The organism is Kitasatospora sp. NPDC001540 (assembly GCF_042894345.1).
In the GTDB taxonomy this organism is placed as follows: domain Bacteria; phylum Actinomycetota; class Actinomycetes; order Streptomycetales; family Streptomycetaceae; genus Kitasatospora; species Kitasatospora phosalacinea_C.
On the sequence record NZ_JBIAVO010000030.1, the window covers coordinates 59,193 to 85,453 of the forward strand.

General features: G+C 73.6%; 23 protein-coding genes and 1 riboswitch. Of the genes, 14 read left to right on the forward strand and 9 right to left on the reverse strand.

All coding sequences use genetic code 11. The annotated features are described in order from the left end of the window. The first annotated feature begins 46 nt into the window (after positions 1-46). The 3 genes from ACFY00_RS28560 (at position 47) to ACFY00_RS28570 (ending at position 2,440) form a co-directional block, all read left to right on the forward strand. On the forward strand, positions 47-772 hold the full coding sequence (locus ACFY00_RS28560; protein ID WP_388034509.1) for a spermidine synthase: 726 nt from the start codon (positions 47-49) through the stop codon (positions 770-772). A gap of 284 nt (positions 773-1,056) precedes the next feature. After that, positions 1,057-1,413, forward strand: a complete 357-nt coding sequence (locus ACFY00_RS28565) for a hypothetical protein (protein ID WP_388034511.1) — start codon at positions 1,057-1,059, stop codon at positions 1,411-1,413. Positions 1,414-1,447: 34 nt separating this feature from the next. Beyond that, complete coding sequence (locus tag ACFY00_RS28570; protein ID WP_388034513.1) at positions 1,448-2,440, forward strand: SDR family NAD(P)-dependent oxidoreductase; 993 nt, start codon at positions 1,448-1,450, stop codon at positions 2,438-2,440. 37 nt (positions 2,441-2,477) lie between these two features. Here the strand turns inward: ACFY00_RS28570 and ACFY00_RS28575 are convergent, their stop codons facing one another. The 4 genes from ACFY00_RS28575 to ACFY00_RS28590 all read right to left on the reverse strand — a co-directional run bounded on the left by ACFY00_RS28575 (position 2,478) and on the right by ACFY00_RS28590 (position 6,843). Further along, positions 2,478-2,912, reverse strand: a complete 435-nt coding sequence (locus ACFY00_RS28575; protein ID WP_388034515.1) for a DUF4259 domain-containing protein — start codon at positions 2,910-2,912, stop codon at positions 2,478-2,480. Positions 2,913-3,032: 120 nt separating this feature from the next. After that, positions 3,033-5,294 carry a hypothetical protein gene (locus ACFY00_RS28580; RefSeq protein WP_388034517.1) on the reverse strand — a complete coding sequence of 754 codons (2,262 nt, stop codon included), beginning with the start codon at positions 5,292-5,294 and terminating at the stop codon, positions 3,033-3,035. Between the two features lie 151 nt (positions 5,295-5,445). Further along, entirely contained in the window at positions 5,446-6,240 is a 795-nt protein-coding gene (locus ACFY00_RS28585; RefSeq protein WP_388034519.1) for a TetR/AcrR family transcriptional regulator, read from the reverse strand. Positions 6,241-6,282: 42 nt separating this feature from the next. Then, a complete protein-coding gene (locus ACFY00_RS28590) occupies positions 6,283-6,843 on the reverse strand; it encodes an NUDIX hydrolase (protein ID WP_388034521.1) in 561 nt (186 codons plus the stop codon). Between the two features lie 132 nt (positions 6,844-6,975). Between ACFY00_RS28590 and ACFY00_RS28595 the strand changes: the two genes are divergently transcribed. Then, complete coding sequence (locus ACFY00_RS28595; protein ID WP_388034523.1) at positions 6,976-7,317, forward strand: hypothetical protein; 342 nt, start codon at positions 6,976-6,978, stop codon at positions 7,315-7,317. 32 nt (positions 7,318-7,349) lie between these two features. Then, the gene (locus ACFY00_RS28600) at positions 7,350-8,573 is read left to right on the forward strand and encodes a serine hydrolase domain-containing protein (protein WP_388034562.1); all 1,224 of its coding nucleotides are present in this window, start codon (positions 7,350-7,352) and stop codon (positions 8,571-8,573) included. Positions 8,574-8,592: 19 nt separating this feature from the next. Here ACFY00_RS28600 and ACFY00_RS28605 read toward each other — a convergent pair whose 3' ends face one another. After that, positions 8,593-8,919, reverse strand: coding sequence for a nuclear transport factor 2 family protein (locus tag ACFY00_RS28605; protein WP_388034525.1), 327 nt, complete (start codon positions 8,917-8,919; stop codon positions 8,593-8,595). Positions 8,920-9,143: 224 nt separating this feature from the next. On the opposite strand from ACFY00_RS28605, the gene ACFY00_RS28610 reads away from it, so the two are divergent. Further along, positions 9,144-9,572, forward strand: coding sequence for a DUF6325 family protein (locus tag ACFY00_RS28610; protein WP_388034527.1), 429 nt, complete (start codon positions 9,144-9,146; stop codon positions 9,570-9,572). A gap of 7 nt (positions 9,573-9,579) precedes the next feature. Further along, positions 9,580-9,945, forward strand: coding sequence for an SHOCT domain-containing protein (locus ACFY00_RS28615; protein WP_388034528.1), 366 nt, complete (start codon positions 9,580-9,582; stop codon positions 9,943-9,945). Between the two features lie 53 nt (positions 9,946-9,998). On the opposite strand, the gene ACFY00_RS28620 is transcribed toward ACFY00_RS28615, so the two are convergent. Continuing rightward, positions 9,999-11,042, reverse strand: coding sequence for a hypothetical protein (locus ACFY00_RS28620; protein ID WP_388034529.1), 1,044 nt, complete (start codon positions 11,040-11,042; stop codon positions 9,999-10,001). A gap of 273 nt (positions 11,043-11,315) precedes the next feature. On the opposite strand from ACFY00_RS28620, the gene ACFY00_RS28625 reads away from it, so the two are divergent. The 7 genes from ACFY00_RS28625 (at position 11,316) to ACFY00_RS28655 (ending at position 21,859) form a co-directional block, all read left to right on the forward strand. Continuing rightward, a complete protein-coding gene (locus tag ACFY00_RS28625; protein ID WP_388034531.1) occupies positions 11,316-14,255 on the forward strand; it encodes an ATP-binding protein in 2,940 nt (979 codons plus the stop codon). Between the two features lie 103 nt (positions 14,256-14,358). Next, complete coding sequence (locus tag ACFY00_RS28630; RefSeq protein ID WP_388034532.1) at positions 14,359-15,429, forward strand: aldose epimerase family protein; 1,071 nt, start codon at positions 14,359-14,361, stop codon at positions 15,427-15,429. A 303-nt stretch (positions 15,430-15,732) separates the two neighbouring features. Beyond that, positions 15,733-17,016, forward strand: a complete 1,284-nt coding sequence (locus ACFY00_RS28635; protein WP_388034533.1) for an extracellular solute-binding protein — start codon at positions 15,733-15,735, stop codon at positions 17,014-17,016. Between the two features lie 131 nt (positions 17,017-17,147). Then, positions 17,148-18,098 carry a carbohydrate ABC transporter permease gene (locus ACFY00_RS28640; RefSeq protein WP_388034534.1) on the forward strand — a complete coding sequence of 317 codons (951 nt, stop codon included), beginning with the start codon at positions 17,148-17,150 and terminating at the stop codon, positions 18,096-18,098. 50 nt (positions 18,099-18,148) lie between these two features. Beyond that, on the forward strand, positions 18,149-19,048 hold the full coding sequence (locus ACFY00_RS28645; protein WP_388034564.1) for a sugar ABC transporter permease: 900 nt from the start codon (positions 18,149-18,151) through the stop codon (positions 19,046-19,048). Between the two features lie 41 nt (positions 19,049-19,089). Then, on the forward strand, positions 19,090-20,808 hold the full coding sequence (locus tag ACFY00_RS28650) for a glycoside hydrolase family 13 protein (RefSeq protein WP_388034535.1): 1,719 nt from the start codon (positions 19,090-19,092) through the stop codon (positions 20,806-20,808). A gap of 25 nt (positions 20,809-20,833) precedes the next feature. Continuing rightward, positions 20,834-21,859: a LacI family DNA-binding transcriptional regulator gene (locus ACFY00_RS28655; RefSeq protein ID WP_388034537.1), complete on the forward strand. Its 1,026-nt coding sequence runs from the start codon at positions 20,834-20,836 to the stop codon at positions 21,857-21,859. A 64-nt stretch (positions 21,860-21,923) separates the two neighbouring features. On the opposite strand, the gene ACFY00_RS28660 is transcribed toward ACFY00_RS28655, so the two are convergent. The 3 genes from ACFY00_RS28660 to ACFY00_RS28670 form a co-directional block, all read right to left on the reverse strand. Then, entirely contained in the window at positions 21,924-23,834 is a 1,911-nt protein-coding gene (locus tag ACFY00_RS28660; protein WP_388034539.1) for an AMP-dependent synthetase/ligase, read from the reverse strand. 235 nt (positions 23,835-24,069) lie between these two features. Beyond that, positions 24,070-24,270 (reverse strand): hypothetical protein, encoded by a 201-nt coding sequence (locus tag ACFY00_RS28665; RefSeq protein ID WP_388034541.1) that lies wholly within the window; start codon positions 24,268-24,270, stop codon positions 24,070-24,072. A gap of 107 nt (positions 24,271-24,377) precedes the next feature. Next, complete coding sequence (locus ACFY00_RS28670; protein WP_388034543.1) at positions 24,378-25,676, reverse strand: transglycosylase family protein; 1,299 nt, start codon at positions 25,674-25,676, stop codon at positions 24,378-24,380. Beyond that, positions 25,661-25,830, reverse strand: a riboswitch (cyclic di-AMP (ydaO/yuaA leader). It overlaps the preceding gene by 16 nt. Positions 25,831-26,261: the final 431 nt, after the last annotated feature.

Genomic DNA, 26,261 nt, shown 5'->3' on the forward strand with positions numbered 1-26,261 from the left:
GGTCAGTGGGTCAACGACCGGTGTCGACCTTCCCAGGAGTTGCCGCATGTCCGTGCTGCCCGCGCTGCCCGTGGAGCCCGCAGGGGCCGCGCTGCCCAGCCGTCAGGGCCTGGCCGAGGCCGAGGTGCTCGACCGCCGGGAGAGCGGGAGCGGCGAGGTGGTGCTGCGGCGGCGCGGGGAGCACTGCGAGGTCATCGTGAACGGCTGCTTCCTGATGGACACCGTCGACGGCCGCTCCGAACGGCTGCTGGTGGCGGCCGCGCTGGACGGGCTCGCGGCGGTGGAGCGGCCCAGCGTGCTGATCGGCGGCCTGGGCGTCGGCTTCTCGCTGGCGCACGCCGCAGCCGAACCGCGCTGGGGGCGGATCGCGGTGGTCGAGCGGGAGGCCGCGATCATCGACTGGCACCGCACCGGCCCGCTGGGCGCGTTCTCCGCCGGGGCGCTGGACGACCCGCGGGTGGAGGTCCTGCACACCGACCTGGTGGCGTACCTCGCGCAGGACGGCGAGCGGTACGACGCGCTCTGCCTCGACATCGACAACGGCCCGGACTGGACGGTCGGCGCGGAGAACGACCGGCTGTACGGGCCGTCCGGGCTGGCCCGCGCCGCCGCCCGGCTCAACTCCGGCGGGGTGCTGGCGGTGTGGAGCGCCCAGCCGTCCGCCGCCTTCGAACGGGCGCTGCGGGCGGCCGGGTTCACCGACGTGCGCACCGAGGAGATCCCGGTCGAGCGCGGCGTGCCCGACGTGGTGCACCTCGCGCGTCGCGCCTGAACCCGGCTGCTGCGCCAGGCCGTTGGCGGGGGCCGCCGTCGGAGGAGCGGGCCGTCCCGCCCCCGACAGGGGCTGGGTAATGGGATGGTAATGGGTTCGGATCGCGGGGAAGTGCCGGGAGGGGGAAGGGAGTCGGCGCTCCGAACGGCGGCAGGGCGCTCCGTGGCCGGTCGGTGACGTTCCGTCGGTCGGTGTCCGAGGGGCGCCGGGGCGCGGGGGAGAGGTGGGGGTGATGTGCGCGACACGCGTTCCCAACTGCCCCGTGGTGCGGCATGATCACTACCATGCTCGAACGTGAGATCGAACTGTTGGGTCAACTCCTGGAGGAGTTCGGTGCCCTGCGGTTCCCCCCGGACTGGTACGACCGGGAACCCGGCGGCGAATCCCTCGTCACCCTGGCCACCACCCTCGCCGGCTGCACCGCCGCGACCCTCGACGGCCCGCTCGACACCCGCCACCGCGAACACCTGCGCCACCGCCGCGCCCTCCTCGCCGACCTGCTCCCCGCCGTCGCCGCGGACACGTACGCCACCGGCTACTTCGTCACGCTCTACCGGATGGCCGTCCTCGCGGAGGAGGTCGACGACCGGCGGGCGGCGGTGGTCCGGCCCGGACAGGCCGCGGGGAGCGGCCGGGCTTGATCTGGACCGCGCTCCAGGTCCTAGCGTCGACGGCATGACCTTCACCGATCAGCAGCCGCTGGGCTCGCCCTTCTCCGCCGCGACGACCGCCGAGCAGGCCGTGGCCGGTCACGACCTCTCCGGCCGGACCGCCGTCGTGACCGGGGGCTACTCCGGGCTCGGTCTGGAGACCACCCGCGCCCTGACGGCGGCCGGGGCCCGGGTCGTCGTCCCCGCCCGCCGACCCGACGTGGCCCGGGCCGCGCTCCGGGACGTGGTGGGCTGCGAGGTCGTCCCGATGGACCTGGCCGACCTCGACAGCGTCCGTTCGGCCGCCGCGCACGTCGGCGGCCGGTTCGACCGGCTCGACCTGCTGCTGGCCGTCGCCGGGGTGATGGCCACCCCGGAGCGGCGGGTGGGGCCCGGCTGGGAGGGGCAGCTCGCCGCCAACCACTTCGGGCACTTCGCGCTCGCCTGCGAGCTCTACCCGCTGCTGGCCGCCGCGGGCGGCGCACGCGTCGTCGTCAGCAGTTCCGCCGGGCACGCCCTGACCGGGATCCGCTGGCACGACCCGCACTTCCGCACCGGTTACGACAAGTGGCTGGCCTACGGGCAGTCCAAGACCGCCAACGTCCTGTTCGCCGTGCACCTGGACGCGCTCGGGCGGGACGACGGGGTCCGCGCGTTCGCGCTCCACCCGGGCAAGATCATCACCGGTCTCCAGCGCGAGCTGACCCTCCGGGAGCAGATCGAGCGCGGCTGGGTCGACGAGCACGGCAACGTGGTCGGCGCCGATTTCAAGTCCCCCTCCCGGGGCGCCGCCACCGGCCTGTGGGCCGCCACCTCCCCGCTCCTCGACGGCCGCGGCGGGCTCTACCTGGAGGACTGCGACGTCGCCCGCGCCGCCGCCCCCGAGACCCCGGTGGACGACGGCGGCGTCCGCGCGCACGCCGTCGACCCCGAAGCGGCCGCCCGGCTCTGGGAGCTCTCCGTCGCCGCGACCGGGGCCACCCCGATCGCGGCCGGTCCGCGGCGGAACTTCCGGTGAGGACGGGGCCGTCGGCGCGTCAGGGTCGGGGTCAGGGTCAGGACGGGGTCTCCTGGCCGGGGAGTCGGGGACCGGGCTCGCGGAGGACGGCGTGCAGCCGCTCCAGGCCGTCCCGCCGGGCCAGGAAGTCGGCGTAGCGGAACCACCCCTCGGTCAGGTCGGAGTCGGGGCCGAGGACCCGACGGACCGCCCGGGCCGCGAGCGGCCGCAGGGCGAGCAGCGGGGGGAGGGGGTGGTCGGGACCGTACACGGTGGTGACCGGCTCGCCGCCCGGGCACTGGGCGGCGACCAGCGCGGCGGCGGCGACGGCGCGGGCGCCGTCGGAGCCGTCCAGCCCGTCCGGCGCGTGCAGGGCGCGGGTCAGGGCGGTGCGGAGCAGGGCGGCGCGCTGCTCCGGGGCGGCTTCGTCCAGGTCTCCGGCGAAGTCGGCGGCGGTGTCGTTGTCGAACGGACCGGTGCTCCAGGTGCCCATGGCGGTCTCCTGCGGTGGGGGTGCGGTGATCTTCGCAGGAGGCGCTGACAGGACGGCGGGAAACGGCCGTTCCCCGGGCCCTTCGGTTGCGGGGCCCGGGGAACGGGGTGGGGTCGGGGCTCAGCCGAAGGGGCTGGCGGCGGGCGGGGGCGGCGGGGCCTGGGGCTGGGCCGGGGCGGGGGAGGTGGTTTGGGCGAAGGGGTTGAAGTCCGGCGGCGGGACCTTGACCAGGCGGCCCTTGGTGGGGTCGGCCTCTTCGGCTTCCTCGGCGGGTGCGGCGCTGGGGGCCGGGGGTGCGAAGGGGTTGAAGTCCGGCGGCGGGACCTTCACCAGGCGGCCCTTGGTCGGGTCGGCCTCCTCCGGCTCCGCCGCGGGGACGATCGGCGGGGCGCTCGGACGCGGCGGGATGGCCGGGCTCGGGGCCGGGGCGCTCGCGGACGGGCTGGTCACGGTGCCGAACGGGTCGGACGGCTCGGAGGAGAGGGTCGTGCCGAACGGGTCCGCGGCGGCCGGGCGCGCGGCCGCGGCCGGAGTGGGCGCCGGGGCGGCGGGCGCGGCCGGGGCCTGGGGCTGGGCCGGGGCGGGGGAGGTGGTCTGGGCGAAGGGGTTGAAGTCCGGCGGCGGGACCTTCACGAGGCGGCCCTTGGTGGGGTCGGCCTCTTCGGCTTCCTCGGCGGGTGCGGTGGGCGCGGCGCTGGGGGCCGGGGGTGCGAAGGGGTTGAAGTCCGGCGGCGGGACCTTCACCAGGCGGCCCTTGGTCGGGTCGGCCTGCTCGGGCTCGGGTTCGGGCTGCGCCGCCGGGGCCGCCGGGGCTGCCGGGGCGCCGAAGGGGTCGGGAGCGCCGAACGGGTCGCTGCCGCCGAACGGGTCGGCGGCGGGCGCGGCCGGGGCCTGGGGCTGGGCGGGGGCGGGGGAGGTGGTCTGGGCGAAGGGGTTGAAGTCCGGCGGCGGGACCTTGACGAGGCGGCCCTTGGGCTCCTCGTCCTCGGCCGCTCGCACGGGCTCCGGCACGGGTGCGGCAGGTGCAGGCGCGGGTGCGGGCGCGGCGAACGCGTCGGCGGAGGCCAGCGTCGGGGAGCCGGTCGCCTGCGCGGGCAGGTCGCCGGGGGCCGGGGTGGCGAAGGGGTTGAAGTCGGAGGGCGGCACCCGCACCGCCGTCCCGGATGGGCTCTCGGGCGGCTCGGGCGCCACGACCGGCGCCTGCACCGGCGGCGCGGGCGGCGCGGCCGGCGGTGTGGCCGGGGGAGCGGCCGGAGAAGCGGCCTGGGCCTGGGCGGGCACCGTCGCGGCGGCCTGCTGGGCCGGGACGGCCCGGCCGACCGGCACCGGCGCCGGGGCCACCGACACGCCGTCCCAGGCGAGTTGGACGGTGCGGAGCAGGTCCGCGAACACCTCGGTGTACACGTCCCAGTCCTCGGTGTCCGAGGTGGACAACTGGACGGTCAGCACGGTGGCCCCGTCCGGCATCGGCAGGAACGCCTCGGCCACGGTGCTCACGACCCGGCCGCTCGGGCTCTCGTCCCGCAGTTCCTTCAGCGCCGGGACGGCCCGGGTCTCCACCAGCAGCGCGGCCGGGCCGGCCGGCAGCAGCACCGTCCACACCTCGGCGTACGGGCGCTCGGTGGAGAGGTCGACCGCCAGCTCCTGGATCGGCTGGGAGCAGCGGACGGTCGACACCACCAGCGACACCCGGGAGCGCCGGCCGTTCACCAGCAGGGCGCCGACGCCCGCGTAGGCGACGTCCGCGGCCGCGAACTGCTCGGCCAGCAGGGCCGCCACCACCGCGAAGTCGTTGCGCTCGGCGGGGGTGGCGCCGGAGAACACCTCCTCGGCGGTCTCCGCCAGGTGCGCGGACAGCGCGTTGCCCGAGCCGCGGACCGTCAGGGTGTGGAAGGCGGGCGGCACGACCAGCCGCGCCTCCACCCCCGAGCCGGTCGGCAACTCGTCGGGGGCGACGGTGCTGCGCGGCTGCGCGAGCGCGGCGAGGGCCGGGGTGAACCCGGCCACGCCCTCGCCGTCCAGGCCGGTCGGCTCGACGGACAGGCGCAGCGCGGAGGCCGACGGCAGGTCGGTCAGGCCGAGCGCCGAGGCGCCGAAACGGTGCGTCAGCACCGGGACGGCCTCGCGGCCGGCGGCGGCGTTCGGGCGGCGGAGGCTGGACACCTCGACGACGGTGCCGAGCTTCGGCACGGCCAGCAGGCCGGGGCCGATCTGGCTGATCCGCAGGCCGAACAGGGCCTTGGCGGCGGGGTGTTCGGAGCGGCGGAAGGCGGTGAGCGCGTCGGCCTGGTAGTGGGTGGCGCGGCTGCCGAGAAGTGCGGCGCACGCCGCGTCCAGCGTGGCCGTGATCCGGTCTGCGGCGGCGAAGCCGTCCTGCGTCATTCGCCGAGCCCCCTCGTTCTCGGGTGTGGACAGTTCAGCCACTTTTTATCAGACCCGACCGGCGGGGGTCGGGGGGTCGGGGTGGGGGTGCGACCGGTCGGGGTGTGCGGGGTGTGCGGGGTGTGCGGTGGGTGGGGCGGGTGACGGGGGGTCAGGGGGCGGGTGGGGCGGCGAGGCGGAGGAGGGAGTCGGCGAGGGCGGGGGTGGCGAGGGCGGTGGTGAGGTCGCGCAGGAGGAGGGCGGCGGGGCCGTCGGGGCGTTCTTCGGCGAAGAACCCGGCGAGCAGGGAGGCGAGTTCGGGGTCGCGGGCGGCGGCGACGGTGAGGGCGGCGACGAGTTCCTGGACGAGGTGGAGCTGCAGGGTCTCGACCGGGACGGGCTTGTCGGCGAGCCAGTCCAGGGAGCTGATCTCGGCGTTGGCGATCCAGGCGCGGACGGTGCGGCGCAGGGTCGGGCTGGGGTCGGGGATGCCGAGGTGGAGCAGGATCTGCTCCTGCGCGGCCCGCCGGACCTGGTCGATGACGGCGTCCGCGTCGGGACTGGCGGCGACCGAGCCGCCGCGCAGCAGGGCGGCGAAACCCGCCGCGTGGGACTGGACGAAGTCGAGGTAGCGGCCCATGACCCGGTGCAGGCGTTCGGAGAGCGGGCCCTCGCCGGGCTCCTCGAAGCGTCCGGCGAGTTCGCGTCCGGCCCGCCGCAGGGCCTCCTCGTACAGGGCCTGCTTGCCGGGGAAGTAGTGGTACACCAGCGGCCGGGAGGCGCCCGCGGCGGCGGCGATGTCGTCGATCGAGACGTCCTCGGGGGCGCGGTCCGAGAACAGTTGGAGCGCCACCGCGATGAGCTGTTCGCGGCGCTCGTCGACGCTCAGCCGCCGCCGGGGCGAGCGGGCGGCGGCGGGGGGCCGTTCCTCGGCGCGGGTGGCCGCGGACGGCGTGCGGGAAGCCATGCGGCCCACCCTAGTACCGGACGCCGGGCGCGGGGCGGCGGGTCAGCCGGCGGCGCGCAGCTCCAGGTAGCGGCGGTAGGCCTCGCGGCCGTCGGGGACGAACTCCCAGCTGTCGAGGCGTTCGGCGAGCTGCTCCTCGGTGAGCCAGTCGTACCAGGCGACCTCGGACTCCTGCGGGTGCACCGGACCGTCCCACTCGGCCTCGTGGACGTCGGACCACCAGCTGTAGCGGTCGCCGTCGGTGTAGAGGAAGCGGAACAGCGGGCGGGTGCGGATGCCGGTGACGCCCAGCTCCTCCTCGGCCTCCCGGACGGCGGCCTCGGGGTAGCCCTCGCCGGCGCCGACCACGCCGCCGACGAAGCAGTCGTGGGCGCCGGGGGCGAACGCCTTGGTGTCGGTGCGGCGGTGGGTGAAGATCCGGCCCTGCGGGTCGCGGACCAGGACGAAGACGCAGCGGTGGATCAGGCCGTCGCGGTAGACCTCGGAGCGGGGGGCGGTGCGCAGCACCCGGTCCTGTTCGTCGACGACGTCGAGGATCTCGTCGAGGTCGGTCGCGGGGGGTGCGGGGGTCTCGGGGATCACGGGGGTCTCGGGGTTCTCCATGTCGGCCATTGTGGCGGGCGGCGGCGCACCGCGGCGGTGTCGGCCCGGTGTCACCCGAAAGAGTTGGTATACGTAGGGATCGGTCCGGGAATGAACCGGACGAACCGTCAGGAACCCTCCCGAGGAGCAGAGTTGAAGCACCGCACCGCCGTCCTCCCCGTCGTCGTCGCCGCCCTGGCCGCGCTCGCCACCGCGCTGCCCGCCGCGGCCGCCCCCGCCCCCGCCGCCCGGGCCGTCCGCTCGGGCCTGGACTGCACCACCTGGATCCACAACAACGACCCGCTGTACGGAGGCGTCGACTGCACCAACAACACCGGCGGCCCGATCACCTTCCACGCCGACATCGTCTGCGGCTGGGCGCCGGACGTCACGGGCAACTCGGTGACCGCCTGGCCGGGCCAGACCCAGGAGTCCTCCGGCCACTGCGCCTTCTACTCGACCGGCATCGGCCACATCGGGTGGACGGTGGAGTGACGGCCCGGGGTGTCTAGGCTGGCGGGGTGGAGATCCAGCAGATCCAGGGGTACGTGGCGGACGGGTTCGAGCCGGTCCGGGAGGCCTTCGCGGGCAACTTCCGGCAGTACGGGGAGCTCGGCGCGGCCTTCGCGCTGTACCTGGACGGGCGCCGGGTGGTCGACCTGTGGGGCGGCGACGCCCGCCCGGAGGTCGGGGCCCGGCCCGCCCCGGCGGTCGGCTGGGCGGAGGGGACGGCGCAGGTGCTGCGCTCCGTCACCAAGGGCCTGACCGCCTCCGTCGCCCTGCACCTCGCGCAGCGCGGGCTGCTCGACCTGGACGCGCCGGTGGCCTCGTACTGGCCGGAGTTCGCGCAGGCCGGGAAGGGCCGCGTTCCGGTGCGCTGGCTGCTCTCGCACCAGGCCGGACTGCCCGCGCTGGACGTGCCGCTGCGGATCGAGGACGTGCTGGCCTGGGAGCCCGCCGCCGCGGCCGTCGCCGCCCAGGCCCCCGCCTGGGAACCCGGCACCGCGCACGGCTACCACCCGCTGACCTTCGGCTGGCTGGTCGGCGAGGTGGTCCGGCGGGTCGGGGGCCGCAGCGTGGGGCGGTACTTCGCGGAGGAGATCGCCGCCCCGCTGGGCCTGGACCTGTGGATCGGCCTGCCCGCCGCCGCGGCCGGGCGGGTCGGCCGCCTGGTCGACCTGCCCGCGCCGGAGGCCGCCAGGCTCGGGCCGGGCGGGATGCGGATGCGCCCCAAGCAGTCCGTGCTGGACGCCTACCGGGACCCGCGCTCGCTGACCGCCCGCTCGTTCGGCTCGGTGCGCAGCAGCGTCGACCTGAACGACCCGGCGGTGCAGGCCGTCGAGGTGCCCGGCGCGGGCGGGATCGGCACCGCCCGCTCGCTGGCCCGGTTCTACGCGGCGCTGGTGGGCCCGGTGGAGGCGTCCGGCGGGAGCGGCCCGCGGCTGTCCGCGCTGTTCGAGCCCGGCGCGCTGGCCGAGGCGGCCGGTCCTTCGGTGCAGGGGCCGGACCGGGTGCTGATCGTCAACACCGCCTTCGGCCAGGGCTTCTTCCGGCACGGCGGCACCTCGCCGATGGCCTCCCCGGCGAGCTTCGGCCACCCCGGCCGGGGCGGCTCGCTGGGCTTCGCCGACCCGGAGCTGGGCATCGGCTTCGGCTACGTCACCAACGGCATGCAGCCGGGCGTCACCGGGGACGTCCGCTCCCGGGCGCTGATCGCCGCCGTCCGGCAGTGCCTGGCGGCGCGCGGCTGACCCGGGGAGCGGGGCGGCGTCAGGCCTGGCCGGTCTCGAACCGGCTGACCCGGCCGTCGGGGGCGACCGTGAAGCGCCAGGCGGTGCGCATCTCGCCCCAGGTGTCGTTGCGGTAGTCGGCGACCAGGGCCCGGCCGCCGGACTTCTCGGTCTTCACCTCGATGTGCCCGTGCGAGGAGAAGATCTCCCGGTCGACCCAGTCCGCCAGGTCGCGCTCGGCGCCGTCGTCGGACATCGTGGCGTCCTCGGTCAGGGCGGCGAAGAAGGCCTCCCGGTCGCCGGAGTTGACGGCGCCCAGCAGGCGGCGGACGGCCGGGTCGGAGAGTTTGTCGACGGCGATGGTCATGACGGGTGAGCTCCTCGGTGCGGGTCGGACGGGCGCCAGGCGGGTGCCGGGCGCGGGCGTCGGACGGATCGGTGCTTCGACGGGACCACGGGCGGACGCGGTCCGCCAGCCGCCGTGGGCCACCCGGAGGCCGTCCGGGCGTCGCGTGGCGGACCCCTGCTCCCGGAGAGCCGTGTGATTTGATCCCGATATGAGGGATTTGTGCACGGAAGGGAGCCCCTGACATGGGACCGGCCGAACTGCTCGTCCTGACCTTCCCCCACGCGACCATCAGCGTCGAGGCGGCCACCGCCCTGGTCCGGCTGCGCGCCGCGGCCGGGGTCCGGGTGATCGACTCGCTGGTGGTGCTCCGGGACGCCGAGGGCGAGGCCACCTACGCGGAGCTCACCGACCTGGAGCACCTGCAGGGCGTCGCGGGCCTGGACGAGGACGAGCTGCCGCTGATCGGGCCGGAGGACGCCCAGGAGGTCGCCGAACTGCTGGAGCCCGACAGCGCGGCGCTGATCGTGCTGATCGAGCACCTGTGGGCCGAGGAGGCGGCCGCGGCGCTGCGCGCGGCCGGCGGCCGGATCGCCTCCGGGGTGCGCATTCCGCCGGAGAACATCGAAGAGGCCGTCCGCGCCGCCGAGGCGCGCGTCGCGGCGGGAGAGTGAGGGTGCCGTGTTCCGACCGATGAGGCCGATCCGGCCGGTCCGGGTGGTGCGCCCGGTGGGGCGTCCGCTCGCCCGCGGGCTGGTGGTGGGCGGCGCCGCGTACGCCGCGGGCCGGGCCGGGGCCCGCCGGGCCGCCGACGAGCAGGACCAGAACCAGGCGATCGCCGACCTGCAGGCCGAGCAGCAGGCCGCCCGGCAGCCGGTCTACGCCCCGCCGCCGGCCGCCGCCGCACCCGTCGCCGCGCCCGCACCGCCGGCCGCCGCGGGCGGCGAGGACGTGGCGAGCAAGTTGGCGCAGTTGGCGCAACTGGTTCAGCAGGGGCTGCTGACCCCGGAGGAGTTCGCGGCCGCGAAGGCCAGGCTGCTGTCCTGAGCGGCGGGCCGCGGCGGGCGCGGTTCAGCGGGACGGCCCGTCGGGGCCGGTCGTCACCACAGCTGGTCCCACCACCAGGCGATCTCGGGGTAGGGCGGCGGGGTGAGCCGGCCGTCGGCGGGCCGTTCGGCGCGTTCGGCGGTCGGGAGGGTGCCGGGGGTGCGCTCGGTGTAGCGGGCGGAGGTGAAGCCCCACTCCAGGTTGCCGCTCACCAGGTTGGACAACTGCGTGATGTAGCGCCGCAGTTCACCCCCGGCGCGGCGGGAGGTGCGGTCGGCGAGGCGGAGGAACAGGCACATGGTGCGGTCGTGCAGGGCGGCGGCCTCCAGCAGGGCCTGCTCCCGGGAGCAGTCCAGGTGGCGCTGGAGCGCGTCCACGATGTTGCTCTCCAGGGCGCCGTGGTCGTCCTCGCGGCGGAAGGAGTAGACGTCGGCCGCGACCAGCACCAGGAACTTGGCGGCCTGGGTGAGCGCGTGCACCCGGGGGGAGTCCAGCTGGGACTGCGGGATGGCGGTGCGCTCGCAGACCTCGATGAGCTCGATGCAGGAGCGGCTGCCGCGGTCCAGCGGGCCGATCGTCAGGTACTCGGGGAGCGTCATCGGCCGACCCTCGGTGCGGTAGGCGACGATGGTGGCGGCGCCCATGAAGGACTCCAGCTGGCTGTCGGCCCAGCGCTTGACGGAGAGCGCGGGGGCCCAGGCGCGGGCCCGGCCGAACACGTCGCGGACGGAGGCGACGTAGCGGTCGGTCTCGTTCGGGTGGGAGTTCGGGGAATTGATAACAGCCAGTAGCGTGGCTGCTATCGTGAGTACACGGGCCGGGTCCCGGCTGAGTCGGCCGGTGTCCCACTCGTCGTCCAGGGTGAGCATGCTGCAGAGCCACTGGGAGGCCAGCTCCAACCCCGTGGTGCCCTCGGCGTCCCGGGCGATCCGGCAGACGAACTCGTGCGCGCCGATGGCGAGCAGGCGCCTGCGGCGTTCGGCGTCCTCGGTGAAGCCCATGGTGTCGAGCCACAGTTCGGTGCTCTTGCCGACGGCCTCGTGGTCCGGGTGCAGGCTGGACGGGATGGGGCAGAAGAGCGCGGGTATTGCAGCCAACGTGTCTCCAGAGCAGCCTGTTGCCGGTGGGGCGAGGAATCCGGGGGCGCGGACCCGGGCGATGGCCTTCCCCCGCGAAGATCGACTACACCATTGTGGCTGGAAAGTTATCCGATCGGATCGTCAGATGCCATGACTGGTAAGGCATTTGCCCGGGGCAACGGAGCCCAACCCTGCGTCAAGTGTCCCTGCCTGCGCGAACGCCGCCCGCGGGGCGCGCGGCGGCGCTAAGGTCGGGAGCGGAGTGCCGGACGGTGAGTCGGAGGGACGGGCGTGGCCGAGGAGCAGAACGGGCCGCAGGATCGGGCGGTCGGGGAAGGGCTGTGGGAGCGCGAGCGGGAACTGCGCTCCGCGGAGCAGGCGGTGGACAAACTCTGCCGCGACTACGCCGCGGGCGGCCTGAAGATCGGCGAGCTGCTGGTCTTCCACGGCGCCCCCGGCATCGGCAAGACCTCCGTCCTGGAGCAGGTCCGCCGGATCGCCGGAGCCCGCCAGGACTCCACCGTGCTGTTCGCCCGGGGCAGCGAGCGGCAGCGCAAGGAGCCGTTCCGGGTGCTGCGGCAACTGCTGCTCCCGGCGCTCGGCAGCCTGGACGGGGCCGAGCGCGAGGCGGTGTTCGGCAGCTGGCAGAACATCGTCGCCCCGGTCGTCGGCCTGGCCCCGCCGTCCGACGAGGTCGAACGCCCGGACCCGCAGAGCGTCCGCGACGGCCTGGACTTCGTCATCACCCAACTCGCGCCCCGGCGCGCGCCCTTGGTGGTGATCGTCGACGACCTGCACGCCGTCGACCAGGAGTCGCTGACCTGGCTGGCGTCCTTCGCGCTGCGCGCCCGCGAGCTGCCCGTGCTGCTGGTCTTCGCCTACCGCGACGAGTTCGAGGACGAGGGCCGCCCGCTCGCCGCGCAGATCCAGGAACGGGCCGCCCGCGTCCACGAGTTGATGCCGCTCAACCCGGTGTCGGTGGCCGCCATCGTGCAGGGCGAGTTCGCCGAGGCCGACGACGGCTTCTGCCGCCAGGTCTGGGCGGTCACCGCCGGGCGCCCCTACGACACCGTCGCGCTGCTGCGCGAGGTCCGCGACCAGAACCTCGAACCGGTCGAGGAGAACTCGCCCCGGCTGCGCGACCTGGCCGCCGCCGCCCGCGGCGAGGGGCGCGACTACTGGCTCGACAAGCTCGGCACCAACGTCCTGCGGTTCGCCTGGGCCGCGGCCCTGCTCGGCACCGAGATCAAGGAGGAGGTGGCCGCCGCGATCTCCGGCCAGGGTCCCGCGCAGGCCGCCGAGTCCGTCCAGGTGCTGCGCCGCAAGAAGGTCCTCACCAGCCAGCCCGACGGCAGGCTGGAGTTCGTCCACCCGCTGATCGCCACCTCGATCTACCAGTCGATCCCGCCCGCGGCCCGCACCGGCATGCACGGCCAGGCCGCCACCGTGATCGAGAACAGCGGCGGCTCGCTGATCGAGGCCGCCCGCCACCTGCTGGAGACCCACCCCGGCGAGGGCGACGACGCCATGGTGCGCAAACTGCGCCGCGCCGCCGCCGAGAACCACGCGATCGGCGCGCCCGAGGCCGCCCGCCGCTGTCTGGAGCGCGCCCTGAACGAGCCGCCGGACGAGGACGACTACGCCGAGGTGCTGTACGAACTCGCCTGCGCCAGCCTGCTCACCGACCCCGAGGCGACCGCCAACCAGCTGCGCCGCGCCATCGACACGGAGGACGGCCTCAGCCCCGACCTGCGGGTCGAGGCGGTGTTCCGGCTCTCCGAGGTGATCGCCCACGGCGGCGACCTGGACGGCGCCGCCGCGCTCTGCCTGGACGAGTCGGAACGCGCCCCCGACGGCCCAGGCCGGCTCCGGCTGCTGGTCGCCCACCTGCTGTACACCGCCCTGCAGCGCGACGAGGAGAACGGGCCCGAGCGCGCCGAACGCGTCCGCCGACTCGTCGACGAGGTCGACCCGGACAGCGAGGCCGCCCGTCCCGTCCGCGCCCTGCACGCCTGGGACCTCACCCTCCAGGGCGGCAGCACCGCGGAGGCGCTGCGGGCCGCCGAGAGCGCCCTGGTGGGCGGCAAGCTGCCCGCCAGCCTCGGCTGGACCAACACCACCTGGAACTTCGAGCTGCCCGCGCTGCTCGGCCTGTGCTTCGCCTACAACGACGAACTCGCCCGCGCCGAGAAGCTGTTCAGCTCCGCCATCCTGGACTTCGAGATCGCCGGGTGGAGCGGCGCCCACCGCGGCTTCGCCTACTTCCTGATGGGCTACGCCCGGCTGCGCCGCGGCTTCCTGCCGGAGGCCGAGGACTTCCTGCGGCGCGGCCTGCGGATCGCCGACCGGATGGGCGCCGACCTGCCGTTGACCTGGAACCTGGTCGGCGCGCTGATCGACACCCTGCTGGCCCGCGGCCGCGACCACGAGGCCTGGGAGACCGCGGCCAAGTACCGCTTCCGGCCGCCCTACCACCAGACCGCGCTGCTGCTGCCCGACGTGGCCACCGTCTACGGCAAGCTGCTGATCTCGCGCGGCGAGCACGCGATGGCCGTCGAGGTGCTGGTGGAGACCGGAAACCGGCTGGACCGGCGCGGCTGGCGCTCCACCGTGCACGCCCCGTGGGCCGGTCACCTGGCGGTCGCGATGGCGCAGCAGGACCTGACCGCCGCCCGCAAGATCGGCGAGGACGCGGTGGCGCGGGCCAAGGAGTCCGGCTCGCCGTCGGCGATCGGCACCGCGCTGCGGCTGGCGGCCGAGGTCTGGGAGGGCGGGCACGCCGTCGAACTGCTCCAGGAGGCGGTCGGCCTGCTGGGCCGCTCCCCGGCGAGCTACGAGCACGCGCACGCCCTGGTCGACCTGGGCGCCGCGCTTGTGGAGGTCGGCCGCAGCCTGGAGGCCGCGGAGCACCTGTACCAGGGCATGGACCTGGCCAAGCACTGCGGCGCCGACGGCCTGGAGGCGCGGGCCCGCGAGGTGCTCTCCTCGGCCGGGCTGCAGCCCAACCGCCCGGCGGTCCCCGCCAAGGACAGCCTGAACCAGCACGAGCTCGCGGTCGCCCGGCTCGCGGCCCGCTCGCTGCCGCCGCAGCGGATCGCCGAGGAGCTGAAGCTCCCGCTGGGTCTGGTCAAGCAGCGCCTGGCGGCCGTCCACCGCAAGCTCGGCGCCGGGCCCGAGGGCCTCGCGGACGCGCTCGGACTGCCCCTCGACGGCCCCGGGCAGGCTGACTGACGGCCGGGCCGATCCGGTCGGCGCGCGGGGCGGGTCTCCGGTCCGCGCGCCGGGTCGGGCTACGCTGACCCGGCAGGAAGATCACGAACCGAGGAGCAGCCCCATGACCGCGCCGGCCGAGCCCACCGAGGTGCACCGGGCACCGTACGACCACTCCGGCGCCGGAATGGGGTTGGAGCGTTGGACGCTGCGGGCCGGGCCGGTCGAGGCGACGGTGATCACCCTGGGCGCCGCGCTGCACACCCTGACCGCCCCGGACCGCTCCGGCAACCCGGCCCAACTGCTGCTCACCAGCGAGGACGTGGCCGCCCTGCTCGGCCCGGCCAAGCACTACGGGGTCACCGTCGGGCGGTACGCCAACCGGATCGCGGGCAGCCGGATCACCGTCGACGGCGAGGACCACCCGCTGCTGCCCACCGGCCGCGGCGTCACCCTGCACGGCGGCCCGGACTCCTTCTCGCACCGGGTGTGGGACGCCGAGGAGATCCCCGGCGGGGTGCGGATGCATCTGCACTCGCCGGACGGCGACCAGGGCTTCCCGGGCGCGCTGGACGTCTGGGTCGACTTCACCCTCACCGGCTCCGACCTGGTCATCTCCTACCGGGCGGTGACCACCAAGCCGACGGTGCTCAACCTGACCAACCACGCCTACTTCAACCTGGCCGGGGAGGGCAGCGGCGACGTGCTCGGCCACCTGCTGACCGTCGACGCGGACGCGTACACCCCGGTCGACGAGCGGCAGATCCCGTACGGCCCGTACGAGCCGGTGGCGGGCACCCCGTTCGACTTCACCACCGCCCGGCCGATCGGCGAGCAGATCCACGACGGGCACCCGCAGCTGAAACTTTCACACGGCTACGACCACAACTGGGTGCTGCGCGAGCGGCCCGCGGACGGGCCGCCGGTGCGGGCGGCGCTGCTGGCGGACCCGGGCAGCGGGCGGACGCTGGAGGTGCTGACCACCGAGCCGGGCCTCCAGGTGTACACCGCGAACGGCTTCGACGGCGCGGTCACCGGCCCCTCCGGGGTGCCGTACGGCCCGCACGCCGGGGTGGCGCTGGAGACCCAGCACCACCCGGACTCGCCGCACCAGCCGTCGTACCCGTCGACCGAGCTGCGGCCGGGGCAGGAGTTCCGGTCCACCACCGTGCTGCGGCTGGGCACCGCGGGCTGACCCGCCGCTGACCGAGAGAGGCCCCCGGGAGCGCCGCTCCCGGGGGCCTTCGCGTACCCGCCGGTCGCAAGGGGTTTCCGCAAGGCGACGGATGGTCAAGACGCGCGGCGGCAACTCTAAGGACACGTGGACGTAACGATCCCCGTCATCTTGCAGAAACTTGCTGCAAGGACTTTCAGCAACGCTTGCCGCGCTGTTACGTTCCTGCTCAAGCCCGGCGGCGGCAACGGCGCGGTCGGCTTCGGACAGCCATTATGCGCGGTCCTCTCCATCTCGGGCACCCCCACCTTTCTAGGAGTTTCCATGCGGCGTGGCATCGCGGCCTCCGCTCTCGTTGCGGCTCTGGCGGTCTCCATGGCGGCTTGCAGCAGCAGCGGCTCCGGCTCGGACGCCAAGGGCGACGGCGGACCGGTCACCATCACCTACTGGGACACCTCGAACGCGACCAACGAGGCTCCCAACTACCAGGAACTGGTCAAGAAGTTCGAGGCCGCGAACCCGAACGTCAAGGTCAACTTCGTCAACGTGCCGTTCGACGCGGCGCAGAACAAGCTGCAGACCGCGATGGGCGCCAAGGGCGCGCCGGACGTCTTCCGCTCCGAGGTCGGCTGGACCTCCGCCTTCGCCAAGGCCGGCTACCTGGAGCCGCTGGACGGCACCCCCGCGCTGGCCGACGCCTCCGCCTTCCAGCCCTCGCTGATCCAGCAGGCCAAGTACTCGGGCAAGACCTACGGCGTCCCGCTGGTCACCGACACCCTCGCCCTGATGTACAACAAGGAGCTCTTCGCCAAGGCCGGCATCACCGCCGCCCCCACCACCTGGGACGAGCTCAAGGCCGACGCCGCGCAGCTGAAGGAGAAGGCCGGCGTCGACGGCTTCTGGCTGAAGGCCGGCGACGGCTACTACGCGATGCCGTTCCTGTACGGCGAGGGCACCAACATGGTGGACGCCGCGGGCAAGAAGATCACCGTCAACTCGGCCGAGGCCGTCAAGGCCGTCGAGACCTACAAGTCGATGTTCACCTCGCCCGGCACCGCGAAGGCCGACGTCACCACCGACGCCTACGCGCACATGATGGACGCCTTCAACAACGGCAAGGTCGCGGCGATCATCCAGGGTCCCTGGGAGGTCACCAACGTCTACAAGGGCAGCGCCTTCGCCGACAAGAAGAACCTCGGCATCGCCGCCGTCCCGAACGGCTCCTCCGGCAAGGGCGGCGCCCCCACCGGCGGCCACAACGTCTCCGTCTACGCCGGCTCCGACAAGGCCCACAAGGAGGCCGCCGAGAAGCTCGCCGCGTTCCTGACCTCCGCCGAGAGCCAGACCTTCCTCGCGCTGAAGAACGGCACCCTGCCCACCCGCAGCGACGCCTACACCGCCGAGGTCAAGGCCAACCCGGGCATCGCCGACTTCCAGGCGGTCCTGGCCTCCGCCCAGCCGCGCCCCGAACTGCCCGAGTACGCCTCGCTGTTCGGCTCCTTCGGCACCAACCTCGGCAAGATCGTCCAGGACCAGTCCGACATCAAGGCCGGTCTGGACACCACTGCGACCGACTACGCGAAGCTCCTCCCGGACTTCAGCAAGTAATCGGATCGGCCGCCCGGCCCACACCTGACGGTGGGCCGGGCGGACCCCGTGGGGCCCGCAGCAGGCCCCTCCGTCAGACCCCCAGCAGTCGCCGAGGCAGGCGGCGGACCTCCCGGAGAAGGTGTCATCCCATGGCAGTTGCGGTCGCACAGCGCATCAGGCTGTCGTACTCGAAGTACTGGTACGCGTACGCGATGATCGCGCCGGTCGTGATCGTCCTCGGGGTGCTGGTCGGCTACCCGCTGGTGCGCGGCGTGTACCTGACCCTGACCAACGCCACCAGCCTCAACGTCGGCCGACAGATCGGCGTCAACCACATCCCGGACAGCTTCGACTTCATCGGGCTGGACAACTACGCGGACATCCTCTGGGGGCCGACCGCGTACGACCGCTTCTGGTCGCACTTCATCTGGACCGTCGCCTGGACCGCGATCTGCGTGGTGCTGCACTACGGCATCGGCCTGGGCCTGGCGCTGCTGCTCAACCGGAAGATGCGCGGCCGCGGCCTGTACCGGCTGGTGCTGATCCTGCCGTGGGCGGTGCCGACCTTCGTCACCGTCTTCTCCTGGCGCCTGATGCTCGCCGACGGCGGCGCCGTCAACGGTCTGCTCTCCTTCCTGCACCTGCCCGAACCCGCCTGGCTCTCCGACCCGCTGGCGCAGAAGGCCGCCGCGATCCTGGTCAACACCTGGGTCGGCGTGCCGTTCATGATGATCTCGCTGCTCGGCGGGCTCCAGTCGATCCCGCAGGAGCTGTACGAGGCCGCCGAGATGGACGGCGCCAGCCCCTGGCAGCGCTTCCGCCACGTCACGCTGCCCGGCCTGCGCACCGTCTCCTCGACCGTCGTGCTGCTCGGCGTGATCTGGACCTTCAACCAGTTCGCGGTCATCTTCCTGCTGTTCGGCTCCGGCGCCCCCGACGCGCAGATCCTGGTCACCTGGGCCTACCGCCTCGGCTTCGGCCAGCAGCCCTCGGACTACGCGCAGTCCGCGACCTACGGAATCCTGCTGCTGTCGATCCTGATCGTCTTCACCACCTTCTACCGCCGCTGGCTGGCCCGGAACGAGAAGGCCAACGGATGAGCAGCGCCACCGCCTCCCAGTCCCAGGAACCCGACCAGGCAGGTAGCCCCATGACACTCACCGCCGACCGCCCCGCCGCCGGAGCGGCCACCACCGAGCGCCCCGCCAAGGTCCGCCGCCGCGGGCAGTCCTCGCCGCTGGCCACCGTGCTCTCGCACGGCACGCTGATCGTCGCCAGCCTGGTCGCGCTGTTCCCGGTGCTGTACATCGCGTACATCTCGCTCGGGCCGGACGACAACGACTACCTGCACCCGGCGGAGATCTTCGACAAGATGACCTTCGCCAACTACACCAAGGTCATGAACGACACCGGGTTCTTCACCTGGTTCGGCAACTCGGCGATCGTGGCCGGCGGTACCACCGTGATCGGCGTGCTGATCGCCGCCTCCACCGGCTACGCGGTCTCCCGGATGCGCTTCCCCGGCTACCGCCAGCTGATGTGGACCCTGCTGGTCACCCAGATGTTCCCGATCGCGGTGCTGATCGTCCCGATGTACTACATCCTGTCGAACCTCGGGATGCTGGACAGCTACACCGGCCTGATCCTGGTCTACTCGTCCACCACCGTGCCGTACTGCGCCTGGCTGCTCAAGGGCTACTTCGACACCATCCCGATGGAGATCGACGAGGCCGGCCGGGTCGACGGGCTCTCCCCGATCGGCACCTTCTGGCGGCTGATCCTGCCGCTGGCCCGCCCGGGCCTGGCGGTGGCCGCGTTCTACTCCTTCCTCACCGCCTGGGGCGAGGTCGCCTACGCCTCGACCTTCATGCTCTCGTCCGACAAGTACACGCTGGCGGTCGGCCTGTCCTCGTTCGTCAGCGAGCACGACCACCAGTGGCAGCTGATGGCCGCCACCTCGGTGCTGATCGCGCTCCCCGCCGCGGTCGTCTTCTACCTCGTGCAGCGCCACCTGGTCACCGGTCTGACGGCCGGCGCCGCGAAGTCCTGAACGTCCCGTCACTTCCACAGCCTTCAAGGGATGACTGTCCAATGACCCAGAACCTGGCCGACGCCTCCCGGCCCGCCGCCGTTCCCGCCGCTCGGACTGCTGCGAACACCGGGGCCTCCAGAGGTGACTGGTGGCGGGACGCGGTCATCTACCAGGTGTACCCGCGCAGCTTCGCCGACGGCAACGGCGACGGGATGGGCGACCTGCCCGGCATCCGCAGCCGGCTGCCCTACCTGCGCGACCTGGGCGTGGACGCGGTGTGGCTCTCGCCGTTCTACGCCTCCCCGCAGGCCGACGCCGGGTACGACGTGGCCGACTACCGGGCCGTCGACCCGATGTTCGGCACCCTGCTGGACGCCGACGCGCTGATCCGCGACGCCCACGACCTGGGTCTGCGGATCATCGTCGACCTGGTGCCCAACCACTCCTCCGACCAGCACGAGTGGTTCCAGCGCGCGCTGCGCGAGGGCCCCGGCTCCCCGCTGCGCGAGCGCTACCACTTCCGCCCCGGCAAGGGCGAGAACGGCGAACTGCCGCCCAACGACTGGGAGTCCATCTTCGGCGGCCCGGCCTGGACGCGGACCACCGACCCGGACGGCACCCCGGGGGAGTGGTACCTGCACCTGTTCGCCCCCGAGCAGCCCGACTTCAACTGGGACAACCCGGCCGTCGCCGACGAGTTCCGCTCCATCCTGCGGTTCTGGCTCGACATGGGCGTCGACGGCTTCCGGATCGACGTCGCCCACGGCCTGGTCAAGGCCCCCGGCCTGCCCGACCTCGGCAGCCACGACCAGCTCAAGCTGCTCGGCAACGACGTCATGCCGTTCTTCGACCAGGACGGCGTGCACGCCATCTACCGCAGCTGGCGGCAGATCCTCGACGAGTACCCGGGCGCCCGGATCGGCGTCGCCGAGGCCTGGACCCCGACCGTCCAGCGCACCGCCAACTACGTCCGTCCCGACGAGCTGCACCAGGCGTTCAACTTCCAGTACCTGGGCACCGGTTGGGACGCCGACGCGCTGCGCGAGGTGATCGACGTCTCGCTCGACTCGATGCGTCCGGTCGAGGCCCCCACCACCTGGGTGCTCTCCAACCACGACGTCACCCGGCACGCCACCCGCTTCGCCAACCCGCCGGGCCTGGGCACCCAGATCCGCACCCCCGGCGACCGCGCCCTCGGCCTGCGCCGGGCCCGCGCCGCCACCCTGCTGATGCTCGCGCTGCCCGGCTCCGCGTACATCTACCAGGGCGAGGAGCTCGGCCTGCCCGACGTCACCGACCTGCCCGACGAGGTCCGCCAGGACCCGTCCTTCTTCCGGCAGGCCGGCCAGGACGGCTACCGCGACGGCTGCCGCGTCCCGATCCCGTGGTCCGGCACCGAGGCCCCGTACGGCTTCGGTCCGAACGTCGGCGGCCCCAGCTGGCTGCCGCAGCCCGCCGAGTGGGCCGGGCTGTCGGTGGAGGTCCAGACCGGCGACCCGACCTCCACGCTGGAGCTCTACCGCTCCGCGCTCGCCGTCCGCCGCGCGCAGCCCGCGCTGGGCGCCGGCACCGACGTCGAGTGGCTGCCCGCCCCCGCGGGCGTGCTGGCCTTCCGGCGCGACGCGCCCGAAGGGTCGTTCGTGTGCACGGTGAACACCACCGGTGAGCCTGTTCGGATCCCCGCCCCCGGCCGTATGCTGCTCTCCTCCGCCGAGGCTGTCGAGACGGAGGACGGCGTCGAACTCCCGGCCGACAGCACCGCATGGTGGGCGGTCTGACGTGGTTGCAATAGGCTCTGGGATCGTGACTACGGCGCGACTCTCCGACATCGCGGCGCAGGCGGGGGTCAGCGAAGCCACCGTCAGCCGCGTACTCAACGGCAAAGCGGGCGTCTCCGCGACCACCAGGCAGACCGTGCTGGCCGCGCTCGACGTGCTCGGGTACGAACGGCCCACCCGGCTGCGCCAGCGCAGCGCCGGGCTGATCGGCCTGATCACCCCGGAGCTCAGCAACCCGATCTTCCCCGCCCTGGCCCAGGTCATCGAACAGGTGCTCAGCCGGCACGGCTACACGCCGGTGCTGTGCACCCAGACCCCCGGCGGCTCCACCGAGGACGAACTGGTGGAGATGCTGGTCGAACGCGGCGTGGCCGGCATCGTGTTCGTCTCCGGACTGCACGCCGACACCACCGCCGACCACGACCGGTACGCCAAACTCACCGGCCGACAGGTGCCGTTCGTGCTGATCAACGGCTACAGCGAGAAGATCGCCGCGCCGTTCATCTCCCCGGACGACCGGGCCGCCATGCAGATGGCCGTCCAGCACCTGGTCGAGCTCGGCCACGAGAAGATCGGCCTCGCGGTCGGCCAGAAGCGGTACGTGCCGGTGCTGCGCAAGATCGAGGGCTTCACCGCGGCCCTGCGGCAGCTCACCGGGCGCACCGCCGAACAGGCCGAGGAACTCGTCCACCACACCCTGTTCAGCGTCGAGGGCGGGCACGCCGCCGCCCAGGCGCTGCTCGACAAGGGGTGCACGGCGATCGTCTGCGGCTCCGACATGATGGCGCTCGGCGCGATCCGGGCGGTGCGCCAGCGCGGGCTGACGGTGCCGCAGGACGTCTCGGTGGTCGGCTTCGACGACTCGCCGTTGATAGCGTTCACCGAACCGCCGCTGACCACCGTCCGGCAGCCGGTCGAGGCGATGGCCACCGCCGCCGTCGACGCCCTGCTGGAGGAGGTCGGCGGCAACCCGGCCCAGCGCTCGGAGTTCATGTTCCAGCCCGAGCTGGTGATGCGCGGCTCGACCGGGTCGGGCCCGCGCAACGGCTGAGGAGCGGACTGCGGGTGTGCGGTGGCGCGGCCCCCGGGGGGTGTTCCTCCCGGGGGCCGTTCCGTCAGGCGTAGAGCTGTTCGACGTCGCGGCGGTAGGCGGTGCCGACGGCCTGGCGGCGCACCTTCAGCGAGGGGGTCAGCAGCCCGCGCTCCTCGGTGAAGTCGCCCGCCACCACCCGGGCCCGGCGGATCGACTCGGCGCGCGAGACCGTCGAGTTGACGCCGCGGACCGCCTCGGCGAGCGCCGCCAGCACCGCGGGGTGCGCGGGGACGGCGCTGGTGACCTCCACCCCGTCCGGGGCGGGTGCGGGTGCGGCGGGCGGGTCCGTGGCGAGGAAGCGCTCCACCGCCTCGGCGTCCAGGGTGAGCAGCGCCCCCACGTACGGGCGGCCGTTGCCGACCACCAGGGCCTGGCTGATCAGCGGGTGGCCGCGCAGCCGGTCCTCCAGCGGGCCGGGGGAGACGTTCTTGCCGCCGGAGGTCACCAGGACCTCCTTCTTGCGGCCGGTGATGGTCAGGTAGCCGTCCTCGTCCAGTCGGCCCAGGTCGCCGGTGGCGAACCAGTGCGGCCTGCGCGGCCGCGGCGCCCCCAACTCGTAGTAGCCGTCGAAGAGCTGACCGCCCGACAGCAGCACCTCGCCGTCCTCGGCGATCCGCACCGCACTGCCCGGCACCGGCTGCCCGACCGTGCCCGGACGCGGCCGCAGCGGCGGGTTCACCGTGGACGGGCCGCTGCTCTCGGTCAGCCCGTAGCCCTCGTGCACCAGCACGCCCGCGCCGGCGAAGAACAGCAGCAGCTCCGGGTCGATCGAGGAGCCGCCGCTGATCGCGTACCGCACCCGGCCGCCCATCGCCGCCCGCACCCGCCGGTACACCAGCGCGTCGTACAGGCCGTGCGCCAGCCGCAGCGCGAGCGGCACCGGGCGGCCGCCCGCCAGCGCCGCCAACTCGGCCCGGGCGTGGCGCACCGCCACCGCGGCCGCCCGGTCGAACACCCTCACCGCGCCCTTCGCCTGCGCCTCGGCCCGGCCCAACTGGTGGACCTTCTCGAACAGGTAGGGCACGCCGACCAGGAAGGTCGCGCCGAAGGAGGCCAGGTCCGGCCGCAGGTCGGCCGGTTTCAGGGACGGGCTGTGGCCGATCCGGACCCGCCCGTACACGCAGGTCACCTGGATCATCCGGCCCAGCACGTGCGCCAGCGGCAGGAACAGCAGGGTGCACGGCGCCCGGCCGGTGGCCTCCTCGAACACCGGCTCCAGCAGGGCGTGGCAGTTCGCCGCCTCGGTGAGGAAGTTGGCGTGGGTGAGCAGGCAGCCCTTGGGGCGGCCGGTGGTGCCCGAGGTGTAGATCAGCGTCGCCTCGTCCGCCGGGCGCAGGGCCCGGCGGCGGCGGGTCAGCTCCTCGGCGGGGACGGGGCGGCCGAGGGCGGTGAGTTCGTCGACGGCGTCCTCGTCCAGCCGCCACAGCGGGACCGTGCCGCCGGTGCGGGCGATCGCCACCGTCAGCACCTCGGCGGTCCCGGCGTCCTCCGCGATCGCCAGCACCGCCCCCGAGTCCCGGAGGATCCACTCCGCCTGCTCGACCGAGGAGGTCGGGTACACCGGCACCACGCACGCGCCGGCCGCCCAGGCGGCGAAGTCCAGCAGCGTCCACTCGTACCTGGTCCGCGACATCAGCGCGATCCGCGCGCCGGGGCCCACGCCGACCGCGACCAGGCCGCGGGCCACCGCGGCGACCTGCTCGGCGAACTCCCGGGCCGTCACGTCCCGCCAGGAGCCGTCCGGCCGGCGGCGCGACAGCACCGCCGCCTCCGGCGCGGCCTCCGCGTTGCGGAACGGGAGGTCGGCCAGGCTGCCGTCCTCGGGCGGCGGCACCAGGGGCGCGGAGCGGGCCTCGACGACCCGGCCGCCGGTGCGGAGCACCTCGACGGGCGGGCGGGGGGCGCGGGCGGCACGGGTGAGGGGGTGTGCCATGGCGAACTCCCTTGGGTGGGGTGGGGGTTCGCTCAGGGTAGGTACTCGCCGGTAAACTTACTAGACGGTAAGTTGCTTGACAGTGGCGGGAAGTGGCACCGGGTTCTGTTACTACGGCCCGAAGCAGCACGGACCTCCGATGGGTTCCGACCAGCAGCAGCTCGGACTCGCCGTTCCCCGAGCCCCTGATGGGGCTCTCTGATGGGGCTCCCTGGCGAGGCTCCCTGGTGGGGCGTCAGCCCTCTTCGGGGGTGGGGGGCTTGGGGAGGAGGCGTTCGCCGTCGCGGGTGCCGCCGGTGCGGGCGATGGTGCGGCGGTCGGTGGAGAGGTAGTCGCGGACGACCAGTTCCACCGCGTCCTGGGGGTTGGTGGCGCCGACGCGCATCATCACTTCCAGGGCCAGGTCCGCGTCCAGCGTGATCGTCACTTTCGCCATGGTGCTGCTCCCCGGTCGTCGAGCGTCGAGCCTTCTCGGGCCGAGGATAGGCCGCTGCCCCCGGGGTCGACCAGGGTCCCCGGGGGCAGCGGCGGTCGTGCTCGCGATCAGACGCGGCCCGCGAAGTCGGGGGCCCAGTTCGCGATGGTCTCGGTGCGGACGCCGGAGCGCGGGTTCGCGGCCTCGACGTACTTGCCGTCGCCCACGTACAGCGCGACGTGGTAGACGCCCGAGTTGGCACCGTTGTTGGACCAGAACAGCAGGTCGCCCGGCTGCAGGCTGTCCAGCGAGACGCGGGTCGAGTAGTCCGCCTGGTCGGCGGCGACGCGCGGCAGGCTGATGCCGGCCTGGCGGAAGGCGGCCTGGGTCAGGCCCGAGCAGTCCCAGCCGCCGTTGCCGGTGCCGCCGTAGACGTACGCCTGGCCGACCTTGGACAGCGCGAAGTCGATCGCCGCGGCCTTGGAGCCGGTCGCCTTGGTGGCGGCGGTCGCGGTGGTGGCGGTGGTGGTCGCGGCCTTCGCGGTGCTGGTGGTCGCGGTGCTCGCGGTGCCGGTCGAGGACTTGGCGGCGGAGCGGCCGTTCTTCCAGGACGAGCCCTTGTACGAGGACGAGGACGAGGCCGAGGAGGAGGACTTGGCGGCCGGGGCAGACTGCTGCGCGGTGCTGCTGCCGCCGCCCAGCGAGAGCTGCTGACCCGGGTAGATCACGTCCGGGCCCTCGGTGAGGACAGAGCGGTTCAGGTCGTACAGCTTCTGCCAGCCGCCGTCCACGTGCTGGCTCTGCGCGATCGCGGACAGCCAGTCGCCCGCCACGACGGTGTAGGTGCCGCCGGCCTGCTGCTGGGTGCCCTGCTCGGCCTGCGGCTGGGCCTGGGTCTGGGCCTGCTGCGACTTGCCCTGCGACCAGGAGTGCTGGGACCAGCCCGTGCTGCCGTCGCTCTGGGGCTGGGCCTGGGGCTGGGTCTGGGCCTTGGGCTGCGACTGGGTGGAGGTGGAGGTGGAGGTGTCGACCTGGGGGGCGCCGCCGCCCTTGGTCAGACCGGCCTGGATGGAGCAGACGGGCCAGGCGCCGGGGCCCTGGGAGGCGAGCACCTTCTCGGCGATCGCGATCTGCTGGTCCTTGGTGGCGAGGTCGGCGCGCGAGGCGTACGCGGTGCCGCCGAACTCGGCCCAGGTGGAGGAGGTGAACTGCAGGCCACCGTAGAAGCCGTTGCCGGTGTTGATGGACCAGTTGCCGCTGGACTCGCACTGGGCGACCTTGTCCCAGGTGGCGACCGTGGCGGCGGAGGCGGTGCCGGTGGTCAGGCAGGGGATGCTGAGACCGATGCCGACGACGCCGGTGGTGGCGATCAGACGGCGGGCTCGCTTGGCGCTGATGGGCAGCATGAAGAAGCGTTCCTCTCCCACGCCTGCGAGGTGAGCTGTCGGATTCGGGCTGGAGTTGCCCGGCCGCGCGCACCGCGTGGTGCGCCCGGCTTCACCCCAAGCCCCGTACGGCCTCTCGGCCGCCCGGGGCGACTTACCTGGTTCCCCCGCCCCTGCCGTGGTGCGTTGTGCATGAGCCGGCCCACCCGGTGGCAGGACTCGGCGTCCCGGGTGAGCTGGGTCCGTGTGTCCACGAACGTGGGCAGGAGATTAAGCGGACTTAAGGGGAATTCGCAAATGCCTGTGATCGCCGTCACTCCGTTCGGAATTCGCGATCAAGGGATATTCGGCGAACTTCCCGGGCTGCGGCGGAGTCTGGCCGCGCGTCAGGCGGTAGGTGATCTTGCGCCCCTTTTGATGCATTATGCCGCTCTGTGGGTGGATATTCGGCTTATGCGGGGTCTTGGGAGAGGGTGTTTGTGCCCTTTTCCCGTTTCGTCCGGCCCGCCCGGGGTGGTCGAACGGATGACTGACGGTACGTCAGAATGCTTAAGGAAAAGGGAAGATGCCGCTTTCCGGCGACCGTTCCGCCTATGCTGCCCCCGACGACTCGGGGTCCCGGACCCC

Coding starts and splice junctions, on each gene's coding strand:
- ACFY00_RS28560 (WP_388034509.1), top strand. CDS start 47: ATGTCCGTGCTGCCCGCGCTGCCCGTGGAGCCCGCAGGGGCCGCGCTG.
- ACFY00_RS28565 (WP_388034511.1), top strand. CDS start 1,057: ATGCTCGAACGTGAGATCGAACTGTTGGGTCAACTCCTGGAGGAGTTC.
- ACFY00_RS28570 (WP_388034513.1), top strand. CDS start 1,448: ATGACCTTCACCGATCAGCAGCCGCTGGGCTCGCCCTTCTCCGCCGCG.
- ACFY00_RS28575 (WP_388034515.1), bottom strand. CDS start 2,912: ATGGGCACCTGGAGCACCGGTCCGTTCGACAACGACACCGCCGCCGAC.
- ACFY00_RS28580 (WP_388034517.1), bottom strand. CDS start 5,294: ATGACGCAGGACGGCTTCGCCGCCGCAGACCGGATCACGGCCACGCTG.
- ACFY00_RS28585 (WP_388034519.1), bottom strand. CDS start 6,240: ATGGCTTCCCGCACGCCGTCCGCGGCCACCCGCGCCGAGGAACGGCCC.
- ACFY00_RS28590 (WP_388034521.1), bottom strand. CDS start 6,843: ATGGAGAACCCCGAGACCCCCGTGATCCCCGAGACCCCCGCACCCCCC.
- ACFY00_RS28605 (WP_388034525.1), bottom strand. CDS start 8,919: ATGACCATCGCCGTCGACAAACTCTCCGACCCGGCCGTCCGCCGCCTG.
- ACFY00_RS28610 (WP_388034527.1), top strand. CDS start 9,144: ATGGGACCGGCCGAACTGCTCGTCCTGACCTTCCCCCACGCGACCATC.
- ACFY00_RS28630 (WP_388034532.1), top strand. CDS start 14,359: ATGACCGCGCCGGCCGAGCCCACCGAGGTGCACCGGGCACCGTACGAC.
- ACFY00_RS28635 (WP_388034533.1), top strand. CDS start 15,733: ATGCGGCGTGGCATCGCGGCCTCCGCTCTCGTTGCGGCTCTGGCGGTC.
- ACFY00_RS28640 (WP_388034534.1), top strand. CDS start 17,148: ATGGCAGTTGCGGTCGCACAGCGCATCAGGCTGTCGTACTCGAAGTAC.
- ACFY00_RS28645 (WP_388034564.1), top strand. CDS start 18,149: ATGACACTCACCGCCGACCGCCCCGCCGCCGGAGCGGCCACCACCGAG.
- ACFY00_RS28650 (WP_388034535.1), top strand. CDS start 19,090: ATGACCCAGAACCTGGCCGACGCCTCCCGGCCCGCCGCCGTTCCCGCC.
- ACFY00_RS28660 (WP_388034539.1), bottom strand. CDS start 23,834: ATGGCACACCCCCTCACCCGTGCCGCCCGCGCCCCCCGCCCGCCCGTC.
- ACFY00_RS28665 (WP_388034541.1), bottom strand. CDS start 24,270: ATGGCGAAAGTGACGATCACGCTGGACGCGGACCTGGCCCTGGAAGTG.